This is a genomic window from Streptomyces sp. NPDC049541 (assembly GCF_044465725.1).
GTDB lineage: Bacteria > Actinomycetota > Actinomycetes > Streptomycetales > Streptomycetaceae > Streptomyces.
The window spans coordinates 409,269-425,600 of sequence record NZ_JBITLY010000002.1; the positions used below are offsets into that span (position 1 = coordinate 409,269).

Here is a 16,332-nt window from a genome sequence, read left to right on the forward strand (position 1 = left end):
GGAGAAGGCGTCAGCAGCCGCGGCGACACGCGGCGGAGGCCACCCGCAGCAGGTCGATGTGACCGCGCGTGGTGAGCATGGCTGAACGCAACATGCGGCGAAAGTAGCCAGGTCGTCCGTGCACGGTCAATGGCGTCTCGCGGACTGGACCACCCATATCAACCAGCGAACCGCCGTTGACCAGTGAAACCTGGCGAATGGGTCAGGATGGGGTCATGTCAGATGCCTTCACCACCCGAGTCCTGAACGTCGCCACCGGTTCGACGGAGCGGGTCGTCGACCTGACCCGAGACTGCGAGGCCTTCCTGCGGGAGGCGGCCGCCGGCCGAGACGGCCTCCTCAACGTCTTCGTCCCCCATGCAACCGCCGGAATCGCGATCCTCGAAACGGGCTCCGGCAGCGACGACGACCTCCTCGCCACCCTGCACACCCTCCTCCCCGCCGACGACCGCTGGCAGCACCGCCACGGCAGCCCCGGCCACGGCCGCGACCACGTCCTCCCGGCACTCGTACCGCCGCACGCGACGCTGCCTGTGGTGGGCGGGCGGCTGGAGTTGGGAACTTGGCAGTCGGTGTGCCTGGTGGACACCAATAGGGACAATCCCAACCGCGAAGTCCGGCTGAGCTTCCTGGGCTGAGCAAAACCGCCCTGGGCGTGGCCGCCACATGGCATGGGTGTCAGTCAAGCGGGGTTGGTGGCAATTCCCTCCAGGCCGTATCGGGCCAACGCTGCCGGTACGCCGTGCCCCAGGTGGCGGGCGCGTGTGAGGTCTGACGGCGACCGACGCCCCGGCTCCGCTCGCCCGCGTTCCAGCAGTCCTCGACGTACGGACGCGGGCGGCGCGCGCCGATAGCGTCTCAGGGGCGAGAAGCTTCCATGGCTGCGATCACATCTCCAGCGTCGCCCTGGTAGAGGAAGGAGGTGCGGTTCGCCTGCCTCAGGGGATGAACCTGGTCCGGTACTGCTGAAGGTCGCTCTCTGACGAGTAGGTCGAATCGGATCGTTCGCGTGGAAGCCGTTTCGCTTGCCAGACCAGTACAGGGGTGGCGCCGGCGTTGGTGGCGATGGCTCGCCAGCTGGCTCGATCCGGGGTCCAAAAGCCGAGGTCCACGACGACATCGTGTCCGGCCTTCAGTTGTTCCCGGGCGGGAAGTCCACTCCGTGGACGCCATGGATATGGGAGGCCCACGGCTCCGCTTGTGCTCACCCCGCCGTCAGCGCGTCCGCCTGCGCCTGGACCGCTTCTGACTCCGGACACCAGGTGTTCTGGTGCTGTCTGCCCGCCACCCCGCAGAACCCCATCTGCTTCGGTCTCTTCGGCCCCTGCACCCGCTGCACGGAGATCAGCTTGTCGAGCGGCACCTGGCGGTCCACCACCCCGCCGAAGTCGATGCTCCCGCTCTCCCCGTCGAATGCGCTGTCCCCGTGGATGCTGCCCAGCGCCTTCCACACCGCACCGGGTGTGATCGGCATCCGGTTCGGGGAGCCCGGAAGCGTGGTGACGGCCTTGAGGTAGAGGTTGACCGCGTCGAAGGCAAGCGCGGCGTGGCCGTCGAGAGAGGAGTTCTCCACACGGTTGCACTCGTCCGGGAACAGCGTTTGCATGATGGTGTAGAGGTCGCTTGGCTCGTCGCAGGACCCGACGCCCTGGGTGAAGTCCAGGAAGTCGTACGGGATGCGCGGGTAGGCGCCTCGCCGGTCCGGGTTGGCTGCAAGCCGCGCGATGTCGTCGCCGGCGAGGAGGGTGGGCGGGTCGGATCTGCCGCAGGAGTCGTTGGCGGCGGACAGGACGGTGTCGAAGTCCTCGGAGCGCCCGGCGAAGAAGACAAGGCCCGGGTAGTGACAGGTGCCCGCGCCGACCTCGCTGACTTCGGGGGCGTTGGGAGTTCCGGAGGACGGGGAGGCGGGCTTGTAGGCCTGCTGCTCGACGTCGAAGCCCGCGTCGTGGAAGGACGTTGCGGCGTCGGCCCGCAGGTTGCTGCTGTACTCGTCGGTCGGGTCGGCGGAGTAGATGACACGCACCCTGGGCTTCAGCCTGCCGCCGCTGTCCGCAACCAGGTGCTTGCTGTAGGCGGCGGCGACCGCGGCCTCCCGGCGGTTCTGCGGGGAGACCTGGTAGTACAGCGGCGAGGCCTCGGGAAGCGTGTCCGCGGACAGCGTGGTGGCCACCATCGGCAGGCCGATCCGGGTGAGCCGGTGGATGGTGGTGATGGTCGCCTTGCGGCTCTGGTCGAGGCCGGTGACACCGACGATGGTCGGGTCGGTGCGCATCATCTTCGCGATCATGCCGACCACTTCGGGCCCGTACTGCATGTTCAGGCCCGCGCTCGCCGGGAGGACTCGCAGCAGCGGATCGTCGCTGCCGGTCCTGTTCAGCTGCCGCTTCTGCGCGCTGGCCACCCCCTGAAGCGCCTCCCGCGCATACGACAGCAGCCCGGCCGCCTTGCCCGTGCCAGGGCTGCTGAGCAGCGCCGAGAGGTGGACCAGCGTGACGATCGGCCTGTCGGGGGCGTCGCGATGTATCTCCTCGGCCGCCCTGTTCTGCTCGTCGATCTTCTTGAGCGTCTTCTGCAGGCTCTCGTCCTGGGAGCCGAAGGCGAAGCCGTGCGGGGCGACGCCGACGCACTCGGCCCCCCGTGTCTCCACGGTGGCGGCATCCGGATCGGTCCGGGGCAACTTGCAGTGCTGCTGCTCCCACCGCTCCTCCCGTGCCGGGTCGAGCCGCCAGCCGACCGCACCGGCCACCAGCGCAACCGCCAGGACCACGGCCAGCGCGGTGACTCGGCGACGGGCCCAGCGCGGGGATGGCTCGGGCCTGAACTGCAGTTTCGGCAGCAGGTTCTTGGAGTGCCGGGTGTAGGCGTCGGTCCCCGGGTCCAGCGTGGCAGGTATCCGCACGGGCAGATACCAGTCCTCGGCACTGCGCCCACGCCTGGCCGCGACGAACTGCGCCCCCCAGTTCATCACCAGGTCGTCCTCCAGCTGCCCCCACTGAGGCCCCGCGTAGTCATGGGTCCGGCTGGTGCCGATGACCAGCAGCGGGTCGAAGTCGCCGGTCTCGATGCGCACCTCGATCAGCGAACGGATCAGCTGCTGACCGAAGTTGTCCTCCCTGACCCCCTTCAGCAAGGCCACGCAGTAGGTCGTACGACGCCAGGCCCGCCGCCGCCAGATGCGGCGCCGGTAGGCCACCCTCAGGTCCTCCAGGAAGGCGTTGACGAGCAGCTTGCCGACCTGCTCGGGGTTCTCGTGCTCGAAGCGCGGCTGGGTCAGGCGCAGGGCGAAGCCCGCGAACGTGCCGGGGTCACGGGGCGCCATGTAGGGCTGGCGCAGCAGCCAGCGGTACTCCGGGCCCACCGCCCGCCAGGCCCTGAACCACAGCACCGGCAGCACATGCAGGCCCAGGATCCAGGCCCACCACGGCGCCCGGCCCTCCAGGGCGACTTCGGTGGTCGGGTTGCGCAGTACCCGGAAGAAGCCCCGGCGCTGGAGCTCCCGGGTCTGCAGCCGCATCAGCAGCTCGTGGTCGGGCTGCCCCCGCAGCGGATCGGCCGTGTTGTTGGTCTCCAACAGCCAGTTGACGAGCCCGAAGCGGCGGAACTGGACGCGGGCGTCCGGGCTGTTGCTGGGCGAGGCGAACTCCATGGCCAGTTCGACCAGCACCCGGCGGTACAGCTCGGCTCGCCGCCAGTCGCCCTCCAGATCGGGGCGCTCCCTGTTCATCGTCGCGAGCACCCCGGACACGTCGATCAACTTGTGCGGGATACGCGGCGGTTGGGCCTCTTTGCAGGACCTCTTGTCGATGGTGTCGGCCAGCTCGGCGAGTTCACTCGCCTCGTAGCCCACCAGCATGACGACGGGCAGGCCGTCCTGGCCCTCGGTCGCCTCGGGGAACTCCCCCTTCTTGGGCCGGCGGACAAGGCTGTGCAGCAGCGCGAAGAGTTTGTCCGCGTGCTCGAAGACGGGTGCCATGGCTCCGGGACCCTAGTGAGGACCGAACAGCGTTCGACACACTGTCACCAGTCCTTTACAGCCACCCCCGCTTTCCGACCGAATATGATCGATTACCAGCCGGTACTGGCTGGAATGGTGCCACCACTTGCTGAAGTCTGTGGAGGAGAAGCCGCTGCTGCTTGGCGAGTGGGCCGAGATGCTGGTGGGGGCGGCGCTCGCGGGGACGACGATCGAGGTGACCAAGCGCTACGACTCCTGATCGGGAGTCCGGAGAGGACGTCGGGCAAGCCGCTCGACAGTCCGACGCGGCCCCACGCGCTGTGCACCTCGCTGCAGTTCCTGCCGCCGCGGTCCGCCCATGACGGGAAGACCGCGGCACCGGCGCCGGGGCATGTGTGCAATGCGGCGAAGCTCGGGTTGTCTCACGGAGTTCGGCGGACACGAACCCCGTTCCAGGCCGGCGGGGCGTCCGGAGCCTGCCTGGAGGGTCGTCTCACCGGGTGTCGTTGCGAAGTGCCTTGTCGATCTCGCCCAGTGCTCCGGTCAGCTGGGTGTAGTCGTCGGCCGTCAGCGGCCTGACGAAGTACTTCTCCACCACCTGCGCGTGGACGGCCGCCGCCCGCAGGAACGCCGTACGTCCGTCGGGGGTCGGTTCCACCAGGGCCACCCGCCGGTCCTCGGCGGACGGTACGCGGCGGACCAGGCCGGCGTCCTCCATGCGGTCGATCAGACGGGTGGTGCCGCTGCTGGTGAGCGTGAGGTCGTCGGCCAGCTGCCGCTGGGAGACCTCTTCGCCGGGGCGGCGGCACAGGCGTATCAGCACCTCCAGCATGGTGTGGCTGATCCCGCACTCCTGCCGCAGCGCGCTGTCGATGCGCTGTTCCAGGCGGGTGGCAGATCTGATCAGCAGGCCGAAGTCCCGCACGAGCCGGCTGTTGGCGGCGCGGGCGGCGACTTCGTCGCTGGGGTGCGGCGTCGGATTCATCACCGCCGACTTTACTGTCTCCTCACCTACTGTAGCCTCAATCGCTGACTAGTCAATTGCTGACTGCTCAGCTAAATTCCTGGGGCGGGATCACACCGCGAGCGAGAGGGAGATCCATATGGACCTGCAGTACTGGCTCGGCCGAGCCACCCACGCGATACAGGACTGGGCCGACACCTTCGGTCCCCACGAACCCCACCCGTCCCTCCAGGTGGACGACGACCGCTTCGCGTCCGTCTTCGCGGGGTTCACCGAGAGACTGAAGGACAACTACCCCTTCTTCCACCCCCACTACGCGGGGCAGATGCTCAAGCCCCCGCACCCCGCAGCGGTGGTCGGCTACCTCACCGCCATGCTGATCAACCCCAACAACCACGCCCTGGACGGCGGCCCCGCCACCGCCGCGATGGAACGGGAGGTCGTCGCGCAGCTCGCCGCGATGTTCGGTTACAGCACCCATCTCGGCCACCTCACCACCAGTGGCACGATCGCCAACCTCGAAGCCCTCTTCGTCGCCCGCGAGCTGCACCCCGGCCGTGGCATCGCCCACAGTGCCGACGCCCACTACACCCATGGCCGCATGTGTCACGTCCTGGGCATGACGAGCCACCCCGTCCGCACCGACAGCCAGGGACGGATGGACCTCGAAGCGCTGCAGGACGTACTGCGCACCGGGCAGGTGGGCACCGTCGTCCTCACCACCGGCAGCACCGGCCTGGGCGCCGTCGACCCCGTCCACGAGATCCTGCCCCTGGCTGAGCGGTACGGCGTCCGCGTCCACGTCGACGCCGCGTACGGCGGCTTCTTCACGATCCTGGCCGGAGCAGGTGGCATCGAGGGGCTGCCGCCCGAGCCCTGGCGGGCCGTCGCAGGGGCCGACTCGGTGGTGGTCGACCCCCACAAGCACGGCCTGCAGCCCTACGGCTGCGGAGCCGTCCTCTTCCGCGACCCGGACGTGGGCCGCTTCTACCTCCACGACTCGCCGTACACCTACTTCACCTCCGCCGAGCTGCACCTCGGCGAGATCAGTCTGGAATGCTCCCGCGCCGGCGCCTCCGCGGCGGCCCTCTGGCTGACCTTCCAGCTCCTGCCGCCCACCCCGGAAGGTCTCGGCCAGGTCCTGGCGGCCGGCCGCCGAGCGGCCCTGAAGTGGGCGGACCTGATCGAGACCTCAGACTTCCTGGAGCTCTATCAGCAGCCCCAGTTGGACATCGTCACCTACTTCCCCGCGGTCGATCCCGCGACCCTCAGCGGCATCGACGCGGCCTCCGCACGCATCCTGGGGGACGGCATGGCGGCCCCCGATCCCGTGTACGTCAGCACCCTGAAGGCTGGCCACGAGGCGTTCGCCGCCCGCCACCCCAAGATCACAGCAGACGCCGACGGCGCCCGGATCCTCCGCAGCGTCCTGATGAAGCCGGAGTCCGAACACCACGTCGAGCACCTGCACAACCGGCTCGAGGAGTTGGCCGGGTCAGCACCCTTGAACTCCACACAACCCTTGAACTCCTGACGGAAAGCCTCCGTGCCGCCTTCCGTCTCCTGGTGGCCCGGTCCGGCCGCGTAGGCCAACGGAGGTGCGATCGCTTGCGCATCCGCCCCCTCGCCGGCCCACAGGGCGATGAACAGCGCGGCGGTCGCTTCCAGGAGTCCCGCCCGTTCGAGACCCCCGCCGGCCACGGGTTCGCAACGCACGTCCCGTACCAACTCGCGTACCCGCGCGAGGGCACTCTCGTCGTCCCCGCAGACCGGCACGGCCAGTGGCCGCCCGTCGAAGACGGGTGGCCGCATGCGCCACACGTCCTCGTGACAGAGGTTGAAAGCCTTGATCACCTGGGCTCCCGGTGCCGCCGCAGCCAGTTGCCGCGCGGCTGACGGGCCTCCTTCCGTCAGCAGCCGGAAGCCCGGCCCGACCGGGTTGGAGCAGTCGAGCAGTGCCTTGCCCTCCAGGGACGTGCGCAGTTCCCGTACCACGGCCGTTCCCGCCCCGAAGGGCAGCGCGGCCAATACCACCTGACCTGACTCGGCGGCCGAACGCAGACTGCCCGGCTTCACGCCGCCTCCGATGCGCGCCGCCAGCCGCTCCGCCTTATGTGCGTCCCGTCCCCCGATGGTCACCTCGTGCCCCGCCCGCACCCAGTGGGTGGCTGTGCAGCAGCCTCGATCTGGTGATGTCCGTGGCCACGCGCAGCGCCCCCGTACGACGCCTCCTGGCCGCCGGGGCCGACGCGGAGGACGACATCCGACTGGTCATCCATGCCCGCGCCGACACGGCGATCGCGACGGCCACCGCGCTGACCGTGGCAGCGTGACCCGTGTGACTTGGTGTTCCAGAGTGACCGGGCAATACGGGTGAACCATCCCGTACGGGGCACTTGGTCGGCATGGCACATCCCTCGCCGGCAACCGGCCGCTCTGGAATGTCCACGTTCTCGTCCCTGCACGAGCTGGCCGCTCTGGTCGCTGTCCAGCGGGGACTGTACATCCGCTGGTCAGTGGGGCCCGAGGCGGACCTGGCCGCCTCGTCCAGCACGGACGACCTCACCGGCGTGCCGCTGCCCGGGCTGTCCGCGAACCCGCTCGACATCGAGGACTGGTGGGGCGATCGGCCGACGCACATCTGGGTCGCCCGCCGCCTGTACGACTACTCCCACCTGCCGCGGGTCAAGGGCGCCCGTATCCGCCCCTGGGTGCTGGCGGCCAAGGAGGCCGGTCGCGGGCCCGACAACGAGCCGCTGGTGACGGATGTGCGCCCGCTGGGATGGATCAGTCCGCAGGTGATCACCGAGGCCGACACGATCGTCATACGGCAGCAGGGCTCCTGGGGTCCGTTGAACCGGGGCAGCGCCGTCGAGGGCTGACCGAGGGGGCCGGGTGGTGAAGACGTGCCCCGGGCCGTCCCGGGCGGCTGCACGCTCAGGCATCGCCGAGGCGAGCTGAGCCGGGCGGCGATGATGACGGGCAGGGGCCATGTGGTGACGGCCTGTCCCGACTGGTAAGCCGACCGCGGCGCCGCCCGGCGTTCCCGGCCCCGGGCCGAACTCGACGGCGTCCGTGGCGGGTGGCGGCTGCGGTGGGCGACTTCGGCCGAAGTCCGCGTGCAGAGCGAGCCGCGCGGCCAACTCCTCGGCCTGGCCGGCGCCTTGCGATGCCATGTGTCCTGCCGGGACACGATGTCCGGCCGTAGTTCGTCCAGCATTCCAGGAGCCCTGGCGCGCTTCCGCGGCGGATCGCGAGGTCGCTGCTCCCCTGCATCGAGGTTGCGCACCGGACTCACACGTCTCAGTACTAGTCTGATCTTCGAATGCAGGTGAACAGCTTTTCGAAGCACGGCACAGGGGAAAGGTGACCCGCGATGTCGCTGAGCCTCGGCGATCCGGAGTCCATCGGCGGCTACGCGCTGGTCGACCGGCTCGGTAGCGGCGGCATGGGGATCGTCTATCTGGGGCGTTCGGAGTCGGGACGGCAGGTCGCGGTCAAGGTCGTGCACGCGCCCTACGCGCAGGACGAGGAGTTCCGGACGCGCTTCCGGCAGGAGGTCGCGGCGGCCCGCCGGGTGAGCGGCGCGTTCACCGCGCCGGTGGTGGACGCCGATCCGGACGCCGAACAGCCGTGGATGGCGACGCTCTACGTCCCTGGCCGCACGCTGTCGGACACCGTGGCCAAGGACGGACCGCTGCGCGGACGCGCGTTGCGCGTGCTGGCGCTGGGGCTGGTCGAGGCCTTGCGGGACATCCACCGGGTGGGCATGGTGCACCGCGATCTGAAGCCGAGCAACGTCCTGATGGCCGAGGACGGCCCCCGCGTCATCGACTTCGGCATCTCGTACGCCGTCGACAACGAGGCCCTCACCATGACCGGTCGGCTGATCGGCACCCCGCCCTTCATGTCTCCGGAGCAGTTCGCCGCGCCGCGCGAGGTCACCGGGGCCTCGGACGTCTTCTCGCTGGGCTCGGTGCTGGTGTACGCGGCCACCGGCAACCGCCCGTTCGTCGGCAGCAGCCCGTACTTGACGGGCTATCAGGTGATGTACGAGGCGCCGAACCTCGACGGCGTCGCCGAACCGCTCCGGAGCATCGCCGAGCGCTGCCTGGACAAGAACCCGGCCGCCCGGCCGGACCTCGACGAACTCCGCCGTATGTTCCGGGAGTTGCCGGATTCCGACCGGCCGGCAGTTGCCTCCGGCGTGCCGGTCGCACCCGCAGTGCCCGGCTCCGCGGAAGCCGACCGCCGGACCTCCCACACCCACCCCTTCGCTCCGGGCCCGGCCGCGGACGCGGGCAGGACGGAAGCGGTCGGAACCCGGACCGGCCACGGGCCCCGGCGGCGGCGCGTCCTCCTCGGCATCGCCGCTGCCCTGGCGCTCACCGGAGTGATTGCCGCGGTGAGATTCGGATCGCACCACGACGACGCCTCCCCGTCGCCGACCGGATCCGCGTCCGCCTCGCCTGGAGCCGCAACGGTGACGCTGCCGCCGAAGCATGTGCAGTGGGACTACCAGATCGGCGGTGCGTACCCCCTGGCGGCCGGTGCTCGGGTCGTGAGCCGTGACCACGACAGCGAGCCCGCGCCGGGTGTCTACAACATCTGCAACATCAACGCCTTCCAGGCACAGAAGGACGAGGAGCGCGACTGGGACTCCGACCTGCTGCTGCGCGACGCCAAGGCCGACGTCCTCTACGACAAGGACTGGGGTGAGGCGATCCTGGACATCCGCACGGCCGCCAAACGGCAACGGATCGCCGCCAAGCTGAACAGCTGGATCGACGAGTGCGCGGCCAAGGGGTACAAGGCCGTGGAGCCCGACAACTACGACGTCTTCACGCGCTTCCCGAAGTACCTCAGGGCCGGCCAGGCCGAGGCCCTGATGAAGCTGCTGTCCGCCCACGCCCATGACAAGGGCCTGGCCATCGCCCAGAAGAACGCCGCCGAGCTGCTGTCCGACCGTGCGTCCGTGGGCCTGGACTTCGCCGTGGCCGAGGAGTGCGCCGAGTGGAACGAATGCGGAGAGTTCGCAGAGGCATACGGCAACAACGTGCTGGTGGTCGAGTACACGGCGAAGGGCATGGCGAAAGCGTGCACCGACTGGGGCGGCACCCTGAGCATCGTCCGCCGTGACGCGTCGGTCGTGCCCAAGGGTGACAGCGGCTACGTACACCAGACCTGCTGACGCCCGGCGGTCCCCTGTGAACTGCCTGGCGCTTTTGGGGAATTGTGGTTTGCGCTTTGCCTGTGCTTGCGTTGCCCGCTGCGCCACCCGGACCTAGCCTCACCTGCGAAGCCGTGGGAAGGGCAGGCATGCTGAAGACCGTCCGCGAGCAGGCATCGGGTTTCACCAAGGATCAGCGCAATGCTTTTGTCGCCGCCTACCTGGGCTGGGCGATGGACGCCTTCGACTACTTCCTGGTGGTCCTCGTCTACAGCGAGATCGCCGACGACTTCCATGTCTCCCTCACCGACATGGCCTTCCTCACCACCGCCACCCTGGTGATGCGTCCGGTGGGTGCCCTGCTCTTCGGCATGTGGGCGGACCGCAAGGGCCGACGGCTCCCGCTGATGGTCGACGTCTGCTTCTACTCGGTCGTCGGGTTCGCCTGCGCCTTCGCGCCCAACTACGCCGTGCTGCTGGTGCTGCGTCTGCTCTACGGCATCGGCATGGGCGGCGAGTGGGGCCTGGGCGCGGCGCTGGCCATGGAGAAGATCCCGGCCGAGCGGCGCGGTTTCTGGTCGGGGCTGCTGCAGAGCGGTTACTCACTGGGGTATCTGCTCGCCGCCGTGGCGTTCTTCGGCATCGAACCCGCCTTCGGCTGGCGGGGGTTGTTCGCCTTCAGCCTGGTGCCCGCCCTGGTCGCCCTGTGGGTGCGTACCCGGGTGGAGGAGAGCGAGGTGTGGGAGAAGAGCGTGGCGCTCAACCGCACCCCCGCCCACCAGGTGTTCAAGAACCCGGCGGTGCTCCAGCGCTTCGTCTATCTGGTCGCGCTCATGACCGCTTTCAACTGGATGTCGCACGGCACCCAGGACGTCTATCCGACCTTCGTCAAGAAGGGCCTCGGCCTGTCCCCGGACACCGCGATCGCCATCGCCGTGGTCTACAACATCGGCGCCATCATCGGAGGCATGGTGCTCGGCGCCTACTCCGAGAGGCTGGGCCGCCGTCGCACCATCATGGTCGCGGCCGCCGCGGGCCTGGCCGTGGTGCCCTTCTTCGTGCTGTCCACCGCCGTGGGCTGGCTGATGCTCTCCTCCTTCCTGATGCAGGTGTGCGTACAGGGCGCCTGGGGTGTCATTCCCGCACATCTGACCGAGATGAGCCCGGACGCCGTCCGGGGCTTCTACCCGGGTGTCACCTACCAGTTGGGGAACCTGATCGCCGCCCTCAACCTCCCCATCCAGGAGGCCATCGCCGAGCGGCACGGCTATCCGGCGGCGCTGTCGTGGACCGTGGTGCCCGCCCTGGCGGTGGTGATCGTCCTGAGCGCCGTCGGCAAGGAGGCCAAGGGCATCCGGTTCGGCAGCACCGGTACGCACGTCCCGACCACCGCAACGGCCGAGACCCCCTAGGGGAAGAGCAGCCCGGCCGAACACCCGGTGGATCATGTGCGGGCTCACCTGCAGCGCTCACCACACAATTCGCTCGTTCGAGCCATCGGTCATCGGCCCGATCCGGCGTGTCGTCCTTGCCCGATCGCCGCTCGTCGTACTCACTCCCCGCCTTCCGCACCCGTTGGCCTGCCCACCGGGTGACAGCCGGGCCAAGCCTGAGGTGACGTCCGTCTCCCGGGGCATGCATGAGGATCCCCGGCCGGACGGCGGGGCTCCATGCGCGGGAGGCGAGAGTGAAGAACGAACGAGCCGATCTGGCCGGAGGGCACACCCACAGGGTCCCGGTGCTGATCGTCGGGGGCTCCCTGGTCGGCCTGTCGACCTCGTTGTTCCTCGGGCGGCTGGGCGTGCGCCATCTGCTGGTGGAGCGTCACACCGGCACCTCCATCCACCCGCGCGGCCGCGGCAACAACATCCGCACCATGGAACTGTTCCGGGTCGCGGGAATCGAGCCGGCGATCCATGAGGCCGCCGCCACCCTGGCCGACAACCACGGCATCCTGCAGACCCCCACCCTGGTCGGCGACGCGGGGGAGTGGCTGTTCCGGGAGATCGACCCCGGCGGCGGAGTGGCCCGCTTCAGCCCCGGCGCCTGGTGTCTGTGCAGCCAGAACGACCTGGAGCCGGTCCTGCTCGAACAGGCCCGGGCGCTCGGCGGCGACCTGCGCTTCGCCACCGAACTGATGTCGTTCGAGAGCGACCCCACCGGTGTCACCGCGGTGGTCAAGAGCCGGGAGACGGGCGAGCACACCACCGTCCGCGCGGACTACCTCGTCGCCGCGGACGGCCCCCGCAGCCCCGTCCGCGAGCAGCTCGGCATCGGCCACAGCGGCCCCGGCGACCTGTTCCACAACGTCAGCATCACCTTCCGCTCCCGCCGCCTCGCGGACGTCGTCGGCGACCGCCGTTTCATCGTCTGCTACCTCACCGCCCCGGACGCCGACGGCGCCCTGCTCCCGGTGGACAACCGCGAGCACTGGGTCTTCCACGCCCCCTGGCACCCCGAACACGGCGAAACGCTGGAGGAGTTCACCGACCAGCGGTGCATCGAGCACATCCGCCGCGCGGTCGGCGTCCCGGACCTCGACGTGGAGATCACCGGCCGCGCCCCCTGGCACGCCGCCCAGCGCGTCGCCCGCAGCTACCGCTCAGGGCGGGTCTTCCTGGCCGGGGACTCGGCCCACGAGATGTCGCCCACCGGGGCCTTCGGGTCCAACACCGGCATCCAGGACGCGCACAACCTCGCCTGGAAGCTGGCAGCGGTGCTCGGCGGCTGGGCCGGGGAGGGCCTGCTGGACTCCTACGACGCCGAGCGCCGCCCGGTGGCGGAGGCGACCAGCGCCCGGGCCGCCGACCGGTCGGCCGAGCACAGCCACCCCGGGTTCACCCCGCCGCCCGACGCCGGCGGCGGACCCCGGCGCGGCATCCTCAACGTCGCCCTCGGCTACCGCTACCGGCAGGGCGCCGTCGTCGGCACCGGCCCGGCGGCCGCGGTCGTTCCGGAGAACCTGGAGCTGACCGGCGAGCCCGGCAGCAGGGCGCCCCATCTGTGGGTGCGGCACGGAGCCGAACGGATCTCCACCCTCGACCTCTACGAACGGTCCCTGGTCCTGCTCAGCGACGCCGGCGACCCGAGCGGATGGCACCGGGCCGCCGGCCGCCTCGCCGAGGAGCTGTCGGTGCCCATCCGGGCGTATCGCGTGGGCAGCGGACCCGGGGCCGAACTCGTACCGGAAGGGGGTGCCGAGTGGACGGAGCGGCATGGCATCACGGCCGGGGGAGCCGTGCTCGTGCGGCCCGACGGGTTCGTCGCATGGCGGTCGCCCGGCCCGGAGGAGGCCGCCGAACCGGTACTGCGGAAGGTCCTGAGAACCGTGCTGTCCCTGACCTGATCACTCGCGGTGGAACCCCTGTCTCACCCCTTGGTCCTGTCACCCAGGTGATCGTCCCGACTGGTGGTGAGGTGACGACTGACTGACGGTGGTTCACGTCGGGGTCCGGTCAAGTCAGCTGATGACGTACCAGCTGCCGGGCCTTGGCGGAAGGACGTTCCTATGCGTTCTGCTCGCATTTTTCTGGCCACAGCGGCGGCTTCCGCCGTCCTCGCCATCGGGGCACCCGGCGCGTTCGCAAGTGGTGGCGACGGGAATCACGACGGTTCTTCGCACGGCAAGGAGCACGGGAAGGAACACGGCAAGGAGCACGGCAAGGAACACGGGAAGGAGCACGGCAGGGAGTCCAGGCACGAGGAGCCGCGCGGTGGCGTGCACGCCGGTGGTGGTGCGCTGACCGCGGTGAACGACGACGGCTGGGGCGGCTCGCGGGACCCCAAGACGGACCCGGACTCCTACCGGGACGACTCGTGGGGCAGCGATCACGACCGCGGGGGCCGTGACGAGGACGGCGGCGGCCGCGGCAGTGACTCCTGGGGCGGCGGCGACCACGAGAAGCCCCACGGCGGCATGCACACCGGCGGCGGGGCGCTCGCGGCGCCGACCGCGACCGCGGGCGGGCTGGCCGTGCTGGGGGTTGTCGCCACCGGGCTGTATGCGGCGCGCCGCAAGAAGTCGGCCGTGGGCGCGGCCTGACCCGTGCCCGGTGCCATAGCGCAGCCGCGGCCGTCACCCGAGCCCCGTGCGGCGGCCGCGGCGTAGCGCTCCGCTGGGGGCCGCGCTGGAAGGGCCGCGCGGGCCGTCGACTGTCTGCGGCCCCGCGCCCCTTCAGGGCGCTGCCGCACCGCAGCGTCGCGCCCGGCCTGCTCAGCGCCCCCGCCGTCGTGCCCGAATGAGGTGCTCTCCCATGGCAGTTCCTCCCTCTCCCCCCTCCGACGACCAACCGGCGCCCACCGAACCTGGAATGCCGCGCGCGGGCGTGATGATGATCTGCGCCGCCGCCTGCCTGGTGCTCGCAGCGAGCATGATCAGCGGCCAGGACACCTCGACTGACGCCTCCCACTCGCAGTCCGCCGCGTCCGTCCGGCACTCCGCCGCGGCGACGATGTCCCCCGGGCAGCCGGTGGGCAAGCACCTGCCCCGGTCGCGGCCCGTGCGCCTGCGGATCCCCAAGATCTGGGTCGACGCCCCCTTCACGGGCCTGTCCCTCGGCCCCAACGGACAGCTGCAGCCTCCCCCCGCCAACGACACCAACCTCGTCGGCTGGCACACCAAGGGAGCCTCCCCCGGAGAGACGGGGACCGCGGTCATCGCCGGGCACGTCGACACCAAGACGTCCGCGGCCGTCTTCGCCAACCTCGGCCAGCTGACCAAGGGCGACGTCTTCTACGTCCAGCGCGCCGACGGGCGCACGGCGACCTTCCGGGTCGACAGCGTGGAGACCTTCGAGAAGGACGACTTCCCCAGCGACCGCGTGTACGACGACACCCCCCAGGCCCAGGTGCGGCTGATCACCTGCGCGGGCAACTACGACCGGTCGGTCATGGACTACACGGACAACCTGGTGGTCTTCGCCCACCTCGTCTGAGCATCACCCGCGTAGGCCATACGAGTCGCGCGCTGCGGGCCACGGGCACACGATCGAGGAACGCCGACGCCGCCGAACGCGGCCGACGTCGCTTCCGCCCCGCGAAGGAGATGTGCGCAGGATGACGACCACGTCCGAACGTGTTTCCGGTCCGCCGGCCCGACAGGTGTCGCCCCGGGTCTCCCAGTCCGTGTTCGACGGCTCCAGACTCCGGGTCGTCCTGCTGGTGGACGTCTACGACGGAGCCCAGCAGCAGTTCCTGGAGGCGTACGAGCTCCTGTGCAACCAGGTCGCCTCCGTCCCCGGACATGTCAGCGACCAGCTGTGCCAGTCCATCGAGAACCCCTCGCAGTGGCTCATCACCAGCGAGTGGGAGAGCGCCCCGCCGTTCCTCGCCTGGGTCAACAGCGAGGAACACGTGCGGATGGTGGAGCCGCTGCACAGCTGTGTCCGCGACACCAGGTCGCTGCGCTTCCACATCGTCCGCGAGACCGGCAGCCCGGCCCCCGACGCCGAGCACGGCAAGCGCCGGCTCCAGGCGGCGCCCAGGATCGGCGACGGCCTGATCCGGCACGCCCTCACCTTCACCGTCACACCGGGCAGCGAGGAAAAGGTGGCGAAGATCCTCGCCGACTACGCCTCCCCCGAGCCGAAGGTCGACGACTCCACCCGGCTGTGCCGCACCTCGCTGTTCCTGCACGGCAACCGGGTGGTACGGGCCATCGAGGTGCGCGGTGACCTGCTCGCCGCACTGCGCCATGTCGCCCGGCAGCCCGAGGTGCGCGCCGTCGAGGAGGCCATCAACCCGTACCTGGAGCAGGACCGGGACCTCGACGACCCCGAGTCCGCCCGTGTCTTCTTCACCCGGGCCGCGCTGCCCGCCGTCCACCATGTGACGCTGGCGCAGCAGGACCCGCAGGAGGAGCGGCACGCCCTGTCCTATCCGGTCCGGCCCGGCTGCGGCATGCGCCTGGCCGAGGCGCTGGCCCGGCAGGACGAGAGCGCGGCGGACGACCCGCGCAGCCCGATCCTGCGCAGCACCATCTTCCAGCGCGACGACGTCGTCGTACGGCTGATCGACGTACGCGGCGGACTGGCGGCCGCCGACCCTGCTCTCGTCCTCGGCCTCCAGGACCCCGGTCAGCTGGCCGAGCTGACGACCTTCCGCATCGACGCGTCCGCGCCCCGGCACGGCGAACTCGAACGCTGCATCGGGCTCGCCCGCATGGACCTCGTCACCGACCGTCGCTCGCCCGAGGCCTGAGCCGCCCTCAGCCGGCCGTGGCGGCCACCGCCCCACGTCGATGCA

Annotated in this window: 13 protein-coding genes and 1 pseudogene; 10 read left to right on the forward strand and 4 right to left on the reverse strand. The window is 70.2% G+C overall.

All coding sequences use genetic code 11. The features are described 5' to 3' along the window. Positions 1–10: 10 nt before the first annotated feature. Positions 11–157: a putative leader peptide gene (locus ACIBW9_RS09015; protein WP_398952779.1), complete on the reverse strand. Its 147-nt coding sequence runs from the start codon at positions 155–157 to the stop codon at positions 11–13. A 58-nt stretch (positions 158–215) separates the two neighbouring features. Between ACIBW9_RS09015 and ACIBW9_RS09020 the strand changes: the two genes are divergently transcribed. Then, a complete protein-coding gene (locus ACIBW9_RS09020; protein WP_398952781.1) occupies positions 216–638 on the forward strand; it encodes a secondary thiamine-phosphate synthase enzyme YjbQ in 423 nt (140 codons plus the stop codon). Positions 639–1,204: 566 nt separating this feature from the next. Here the strand turns inward: ACIBW9_RS09020 and ACIBW9_RS09025 are convergent. Together ACIBW9_RS09025 and ACIBW9_RS09030 are read right to left on the reverse strand one after the other, a co-directional pair. After that, the gene (locus ACIBW9_RS09025) at positions 1,205–3,973 is read right to left on the reverse strand and encodes an ABC transporter substrate-binding protein (RefSeq protein WP_398952783.1); all 2,769 of its coding nucleotides are present in this window, start codon (positions 3,971–3,973) and stop codon (positions 1,205–1,207) included. Positions 3,974–4,448: 475 nt separating this feature from the next. Beyond that, entirely contained in the window at positions 4,449–4,940 is a 492-nt protein-coding gene (locus ACIBW9_RS09030) for a MarR family winged helix-turn-helix transcriptional regulator (RefSeq protein ID WP_398952785.1), read from the reverse strand. A 118-nt stretch (positions 4,941–5,058) separates the two neighbouring features. On the opposite strand from ACIBW9_RS09030, the gene ACIBW9_RS09035 reads away from it, so the two are divergent. Beyond that, a complete protein-coding gene (locus ACIBW9_RS09035; protein WP_398952787.1) occupies positions 5,059–6,453 on the forward strand; it encodes a pyridoxal phosphate-dependent decarboxylase family protein in 1,395 nt (464 codons plus the stop codon). 35 nt (positions 6,454–6,488) lie between these two features. On the opposite strand, the pseudogene ACIBW9_RS09040 reads toward ACIBW9_RS09035, so the two are convergent. Continuing rightward, a pseudogene (locus tag ACIBW9_RS09040) lies at positions 6,489–7,076 on the reverse strand (NADPH-dependent F420 reductase); the annotation flags it as partial. Between the two features lie 41 nt (positions 7,077–7,117). On the opposite strand from ACIBW9_RS09040, the gene ACIBW9_RS09045 reads away from it, so the two are divergent. The 8 genes from ACIBW9_RS09045 (at position 7,118) to ACIBW9_RS09080 (ending at position 16,287) form a co-directional block, all read left to right on the forward strand. Continuing rightward, on the forward strand, positions 7,118–7,252 hold the full coding sequence (locus ACIBW9_RS09045) for a hypothetical protein (RefSeq protein ID WP_398952789.1): 135 nt from the start codon (positions 7,118–7,120) through the stop codon (positions 7,250–7,252). A gap of 108 nt (positions 7,253–7,360) precedes the next feature. Next, positions 7,361–7,801 (forward strand): DUF6098 family protein, encoded by a 441-nt coding sequence (locus tag ACIBW9_RS09050; RefSeq protein WP_398952791.1) that lies wholly within the window; start codon positions 7,361–7,363, stop codon positions 7,799–7,801. Positions 7,802–8,295: 494 nt separating this feature from the next. Further along, positions 8,296–10,110, forward strand: coding sequence for an endo alpha-1,4 polygalactosaminidase (locus tag ACIBW9_RS09055; RefSeq protein WP_398952793.1), 1,815 nt, complete (start codon positions 8,296–8,298; stop codon positions 10,108–10,110). Between the two features lie 128 nt (positions 10,111–10,238). Further along, entirely contained in the window at positions 10,239–11,501 is a 1,263-nt protein-coding gene (locus ACIBW9_RS09060) for an MFS transporter (RefSeq protein ID WP_398952795.1), read from the forward strand. A 227-nt stretch (positions 11,502–11,728) separates the two neighbouring features. Next, positions 11,729–13,435, forward strand: a complete 1,707-nt coding sequence (locus tag ACIBW9_RS09065; RefSeq protein ID WP_398952797.1) for an FAD-dependent oxidoreductase — start codon at positions 11,729–11,731, stop codon at positions 13,433–13,435. 162 nt (positions 13,436–13,597) lie between these two features. Further along, positions 13,598–14,131 (forward strand): hypothetical protein, encoded by a 534-nt coding sequence (locus ACIBW9_RS09070; protein WP_398952799.1) that lies wholly within the window; start codon positions 13,598–13,600, stop codon positions 14,129–14,131. 211 nt (positions 14,132–14,342) lie between these two features. Further along, the gene (locus tag ACIBW9_RS09075; RefSeq protein ID WP_398952801.1) at positions 14,343–15,023 is read left to right on the forward strand and encodes a class F sortase; all 681 of its coding nucleotides are present in this window, start codon (positions 14,343–14,345) and stop codon (positions 15,021–15,023) included. Between the two features lie 121 nt (positions 15,024–15,144). Then, positions 15,145–16,287 (forward strand): SchA/CurD-like domain-containing protein, encoded by a 1,143-nt coding sequence (locus tag ACIBW9_RS09080; RefSeq protein WP_398952803.1) that lies wholly within the window; start codon positions 15,145–15,147, stop codon positions 16,285–16,287. Positions 16,288–16,332 lie beyond the last annotated feature (45 nt).

Excerpts from the sequence above, each read along its gene's own strand:
- ACIBW9_RS09060 (WP_398952795.1), top strand. The coding sequence starts at position 10,239 with ATGCTGAAGACCGTCCGCGAGCAGGCATCGGGTTTCACCAAGGATCAG.
- ACIBW9_RS09025 (WP_398952783.1), bottom strand. The coding sequence starts at position 3,973 with ATGGCACCCGTCTTCGAGCACGCGGACAAACTCTTCGCGCTGCTGCAC.
- ACIBW9_RS09035 (WP_398952787.1), top strand. The coding sequence starts at position 5,059 with ATGGACCTGCAGTACTGGCTCGGCCGAGCCACCCACGCGATACAGGAC.
- ACIBW9_RS09055 (WP_398952793.1), top strand. The coding sequence starts at position 8,296 with ATGTCGCTGAGCCTCGGCGATCCGGAGTCCATCGGCGGCTACGCGCTG.
- ACIBW9_RS09020 (WP_398952781.1), top strand. The coding sequence starts at position 216 with ATGTCAGATGCCTTCACCACCCGAGTCCTGAACGTCGCCACCGGTTCG.
- ACIBW9_RS09080 (WP_398952803.1), top strand. The coding sequence starts at position 15,145 with ATGACGACCACGTCCGAACGTGTTTCCGGTCCGCCGGCCCGACAGGTG.
- ACIBW9_RS09075 (WP_398952801.1), top strand. The coding sequence starts at position 14,343 with ATGGCAGTTCCTCCCTCTCCCCCCTCCGACGACCAACCGGCGCCCACC.
- ACIBW9_RS09015 (WP_398952779.1), bottom strand. The coding sequence starts at position 157 with ATGGGTGGTCCAGTCCGCGAGACGCCATTGACCGTGCACGGACGACCT.
- ACIBW9_RS09030 (WP_398952785.1), bottom strand. The coding sequence starts at position 4,940 with ATGAATCCGACGCCGCACCCCAGCGACGAAGTCGCCGCCCGCGCCGCC.
- ACIBW9_RS09050 (WP_398952791.1), top strand. The coding sequence starts at position 7,361 with ATGTCCACGTTCTCGTCCCTGCACGAGCTGGCCGCTCTGGTCGCTGTC.
- ACIBW9_RS09065 (WP_398952797.1), top strand. The coding sequence starts at position 11,729 with ATGAGGATCCCCGGCCGGACGGCGGGGCTCCATGCGCGGGAGGCGAGA.
- ACIBW9_RS09070 (WP_398952799.1), top strand. The coding sequence starts at position 13,598 with ATGCGTTCTGCTCGCATTTTTCTGGCCACAGCGGCGGCTTCCGCCGTC.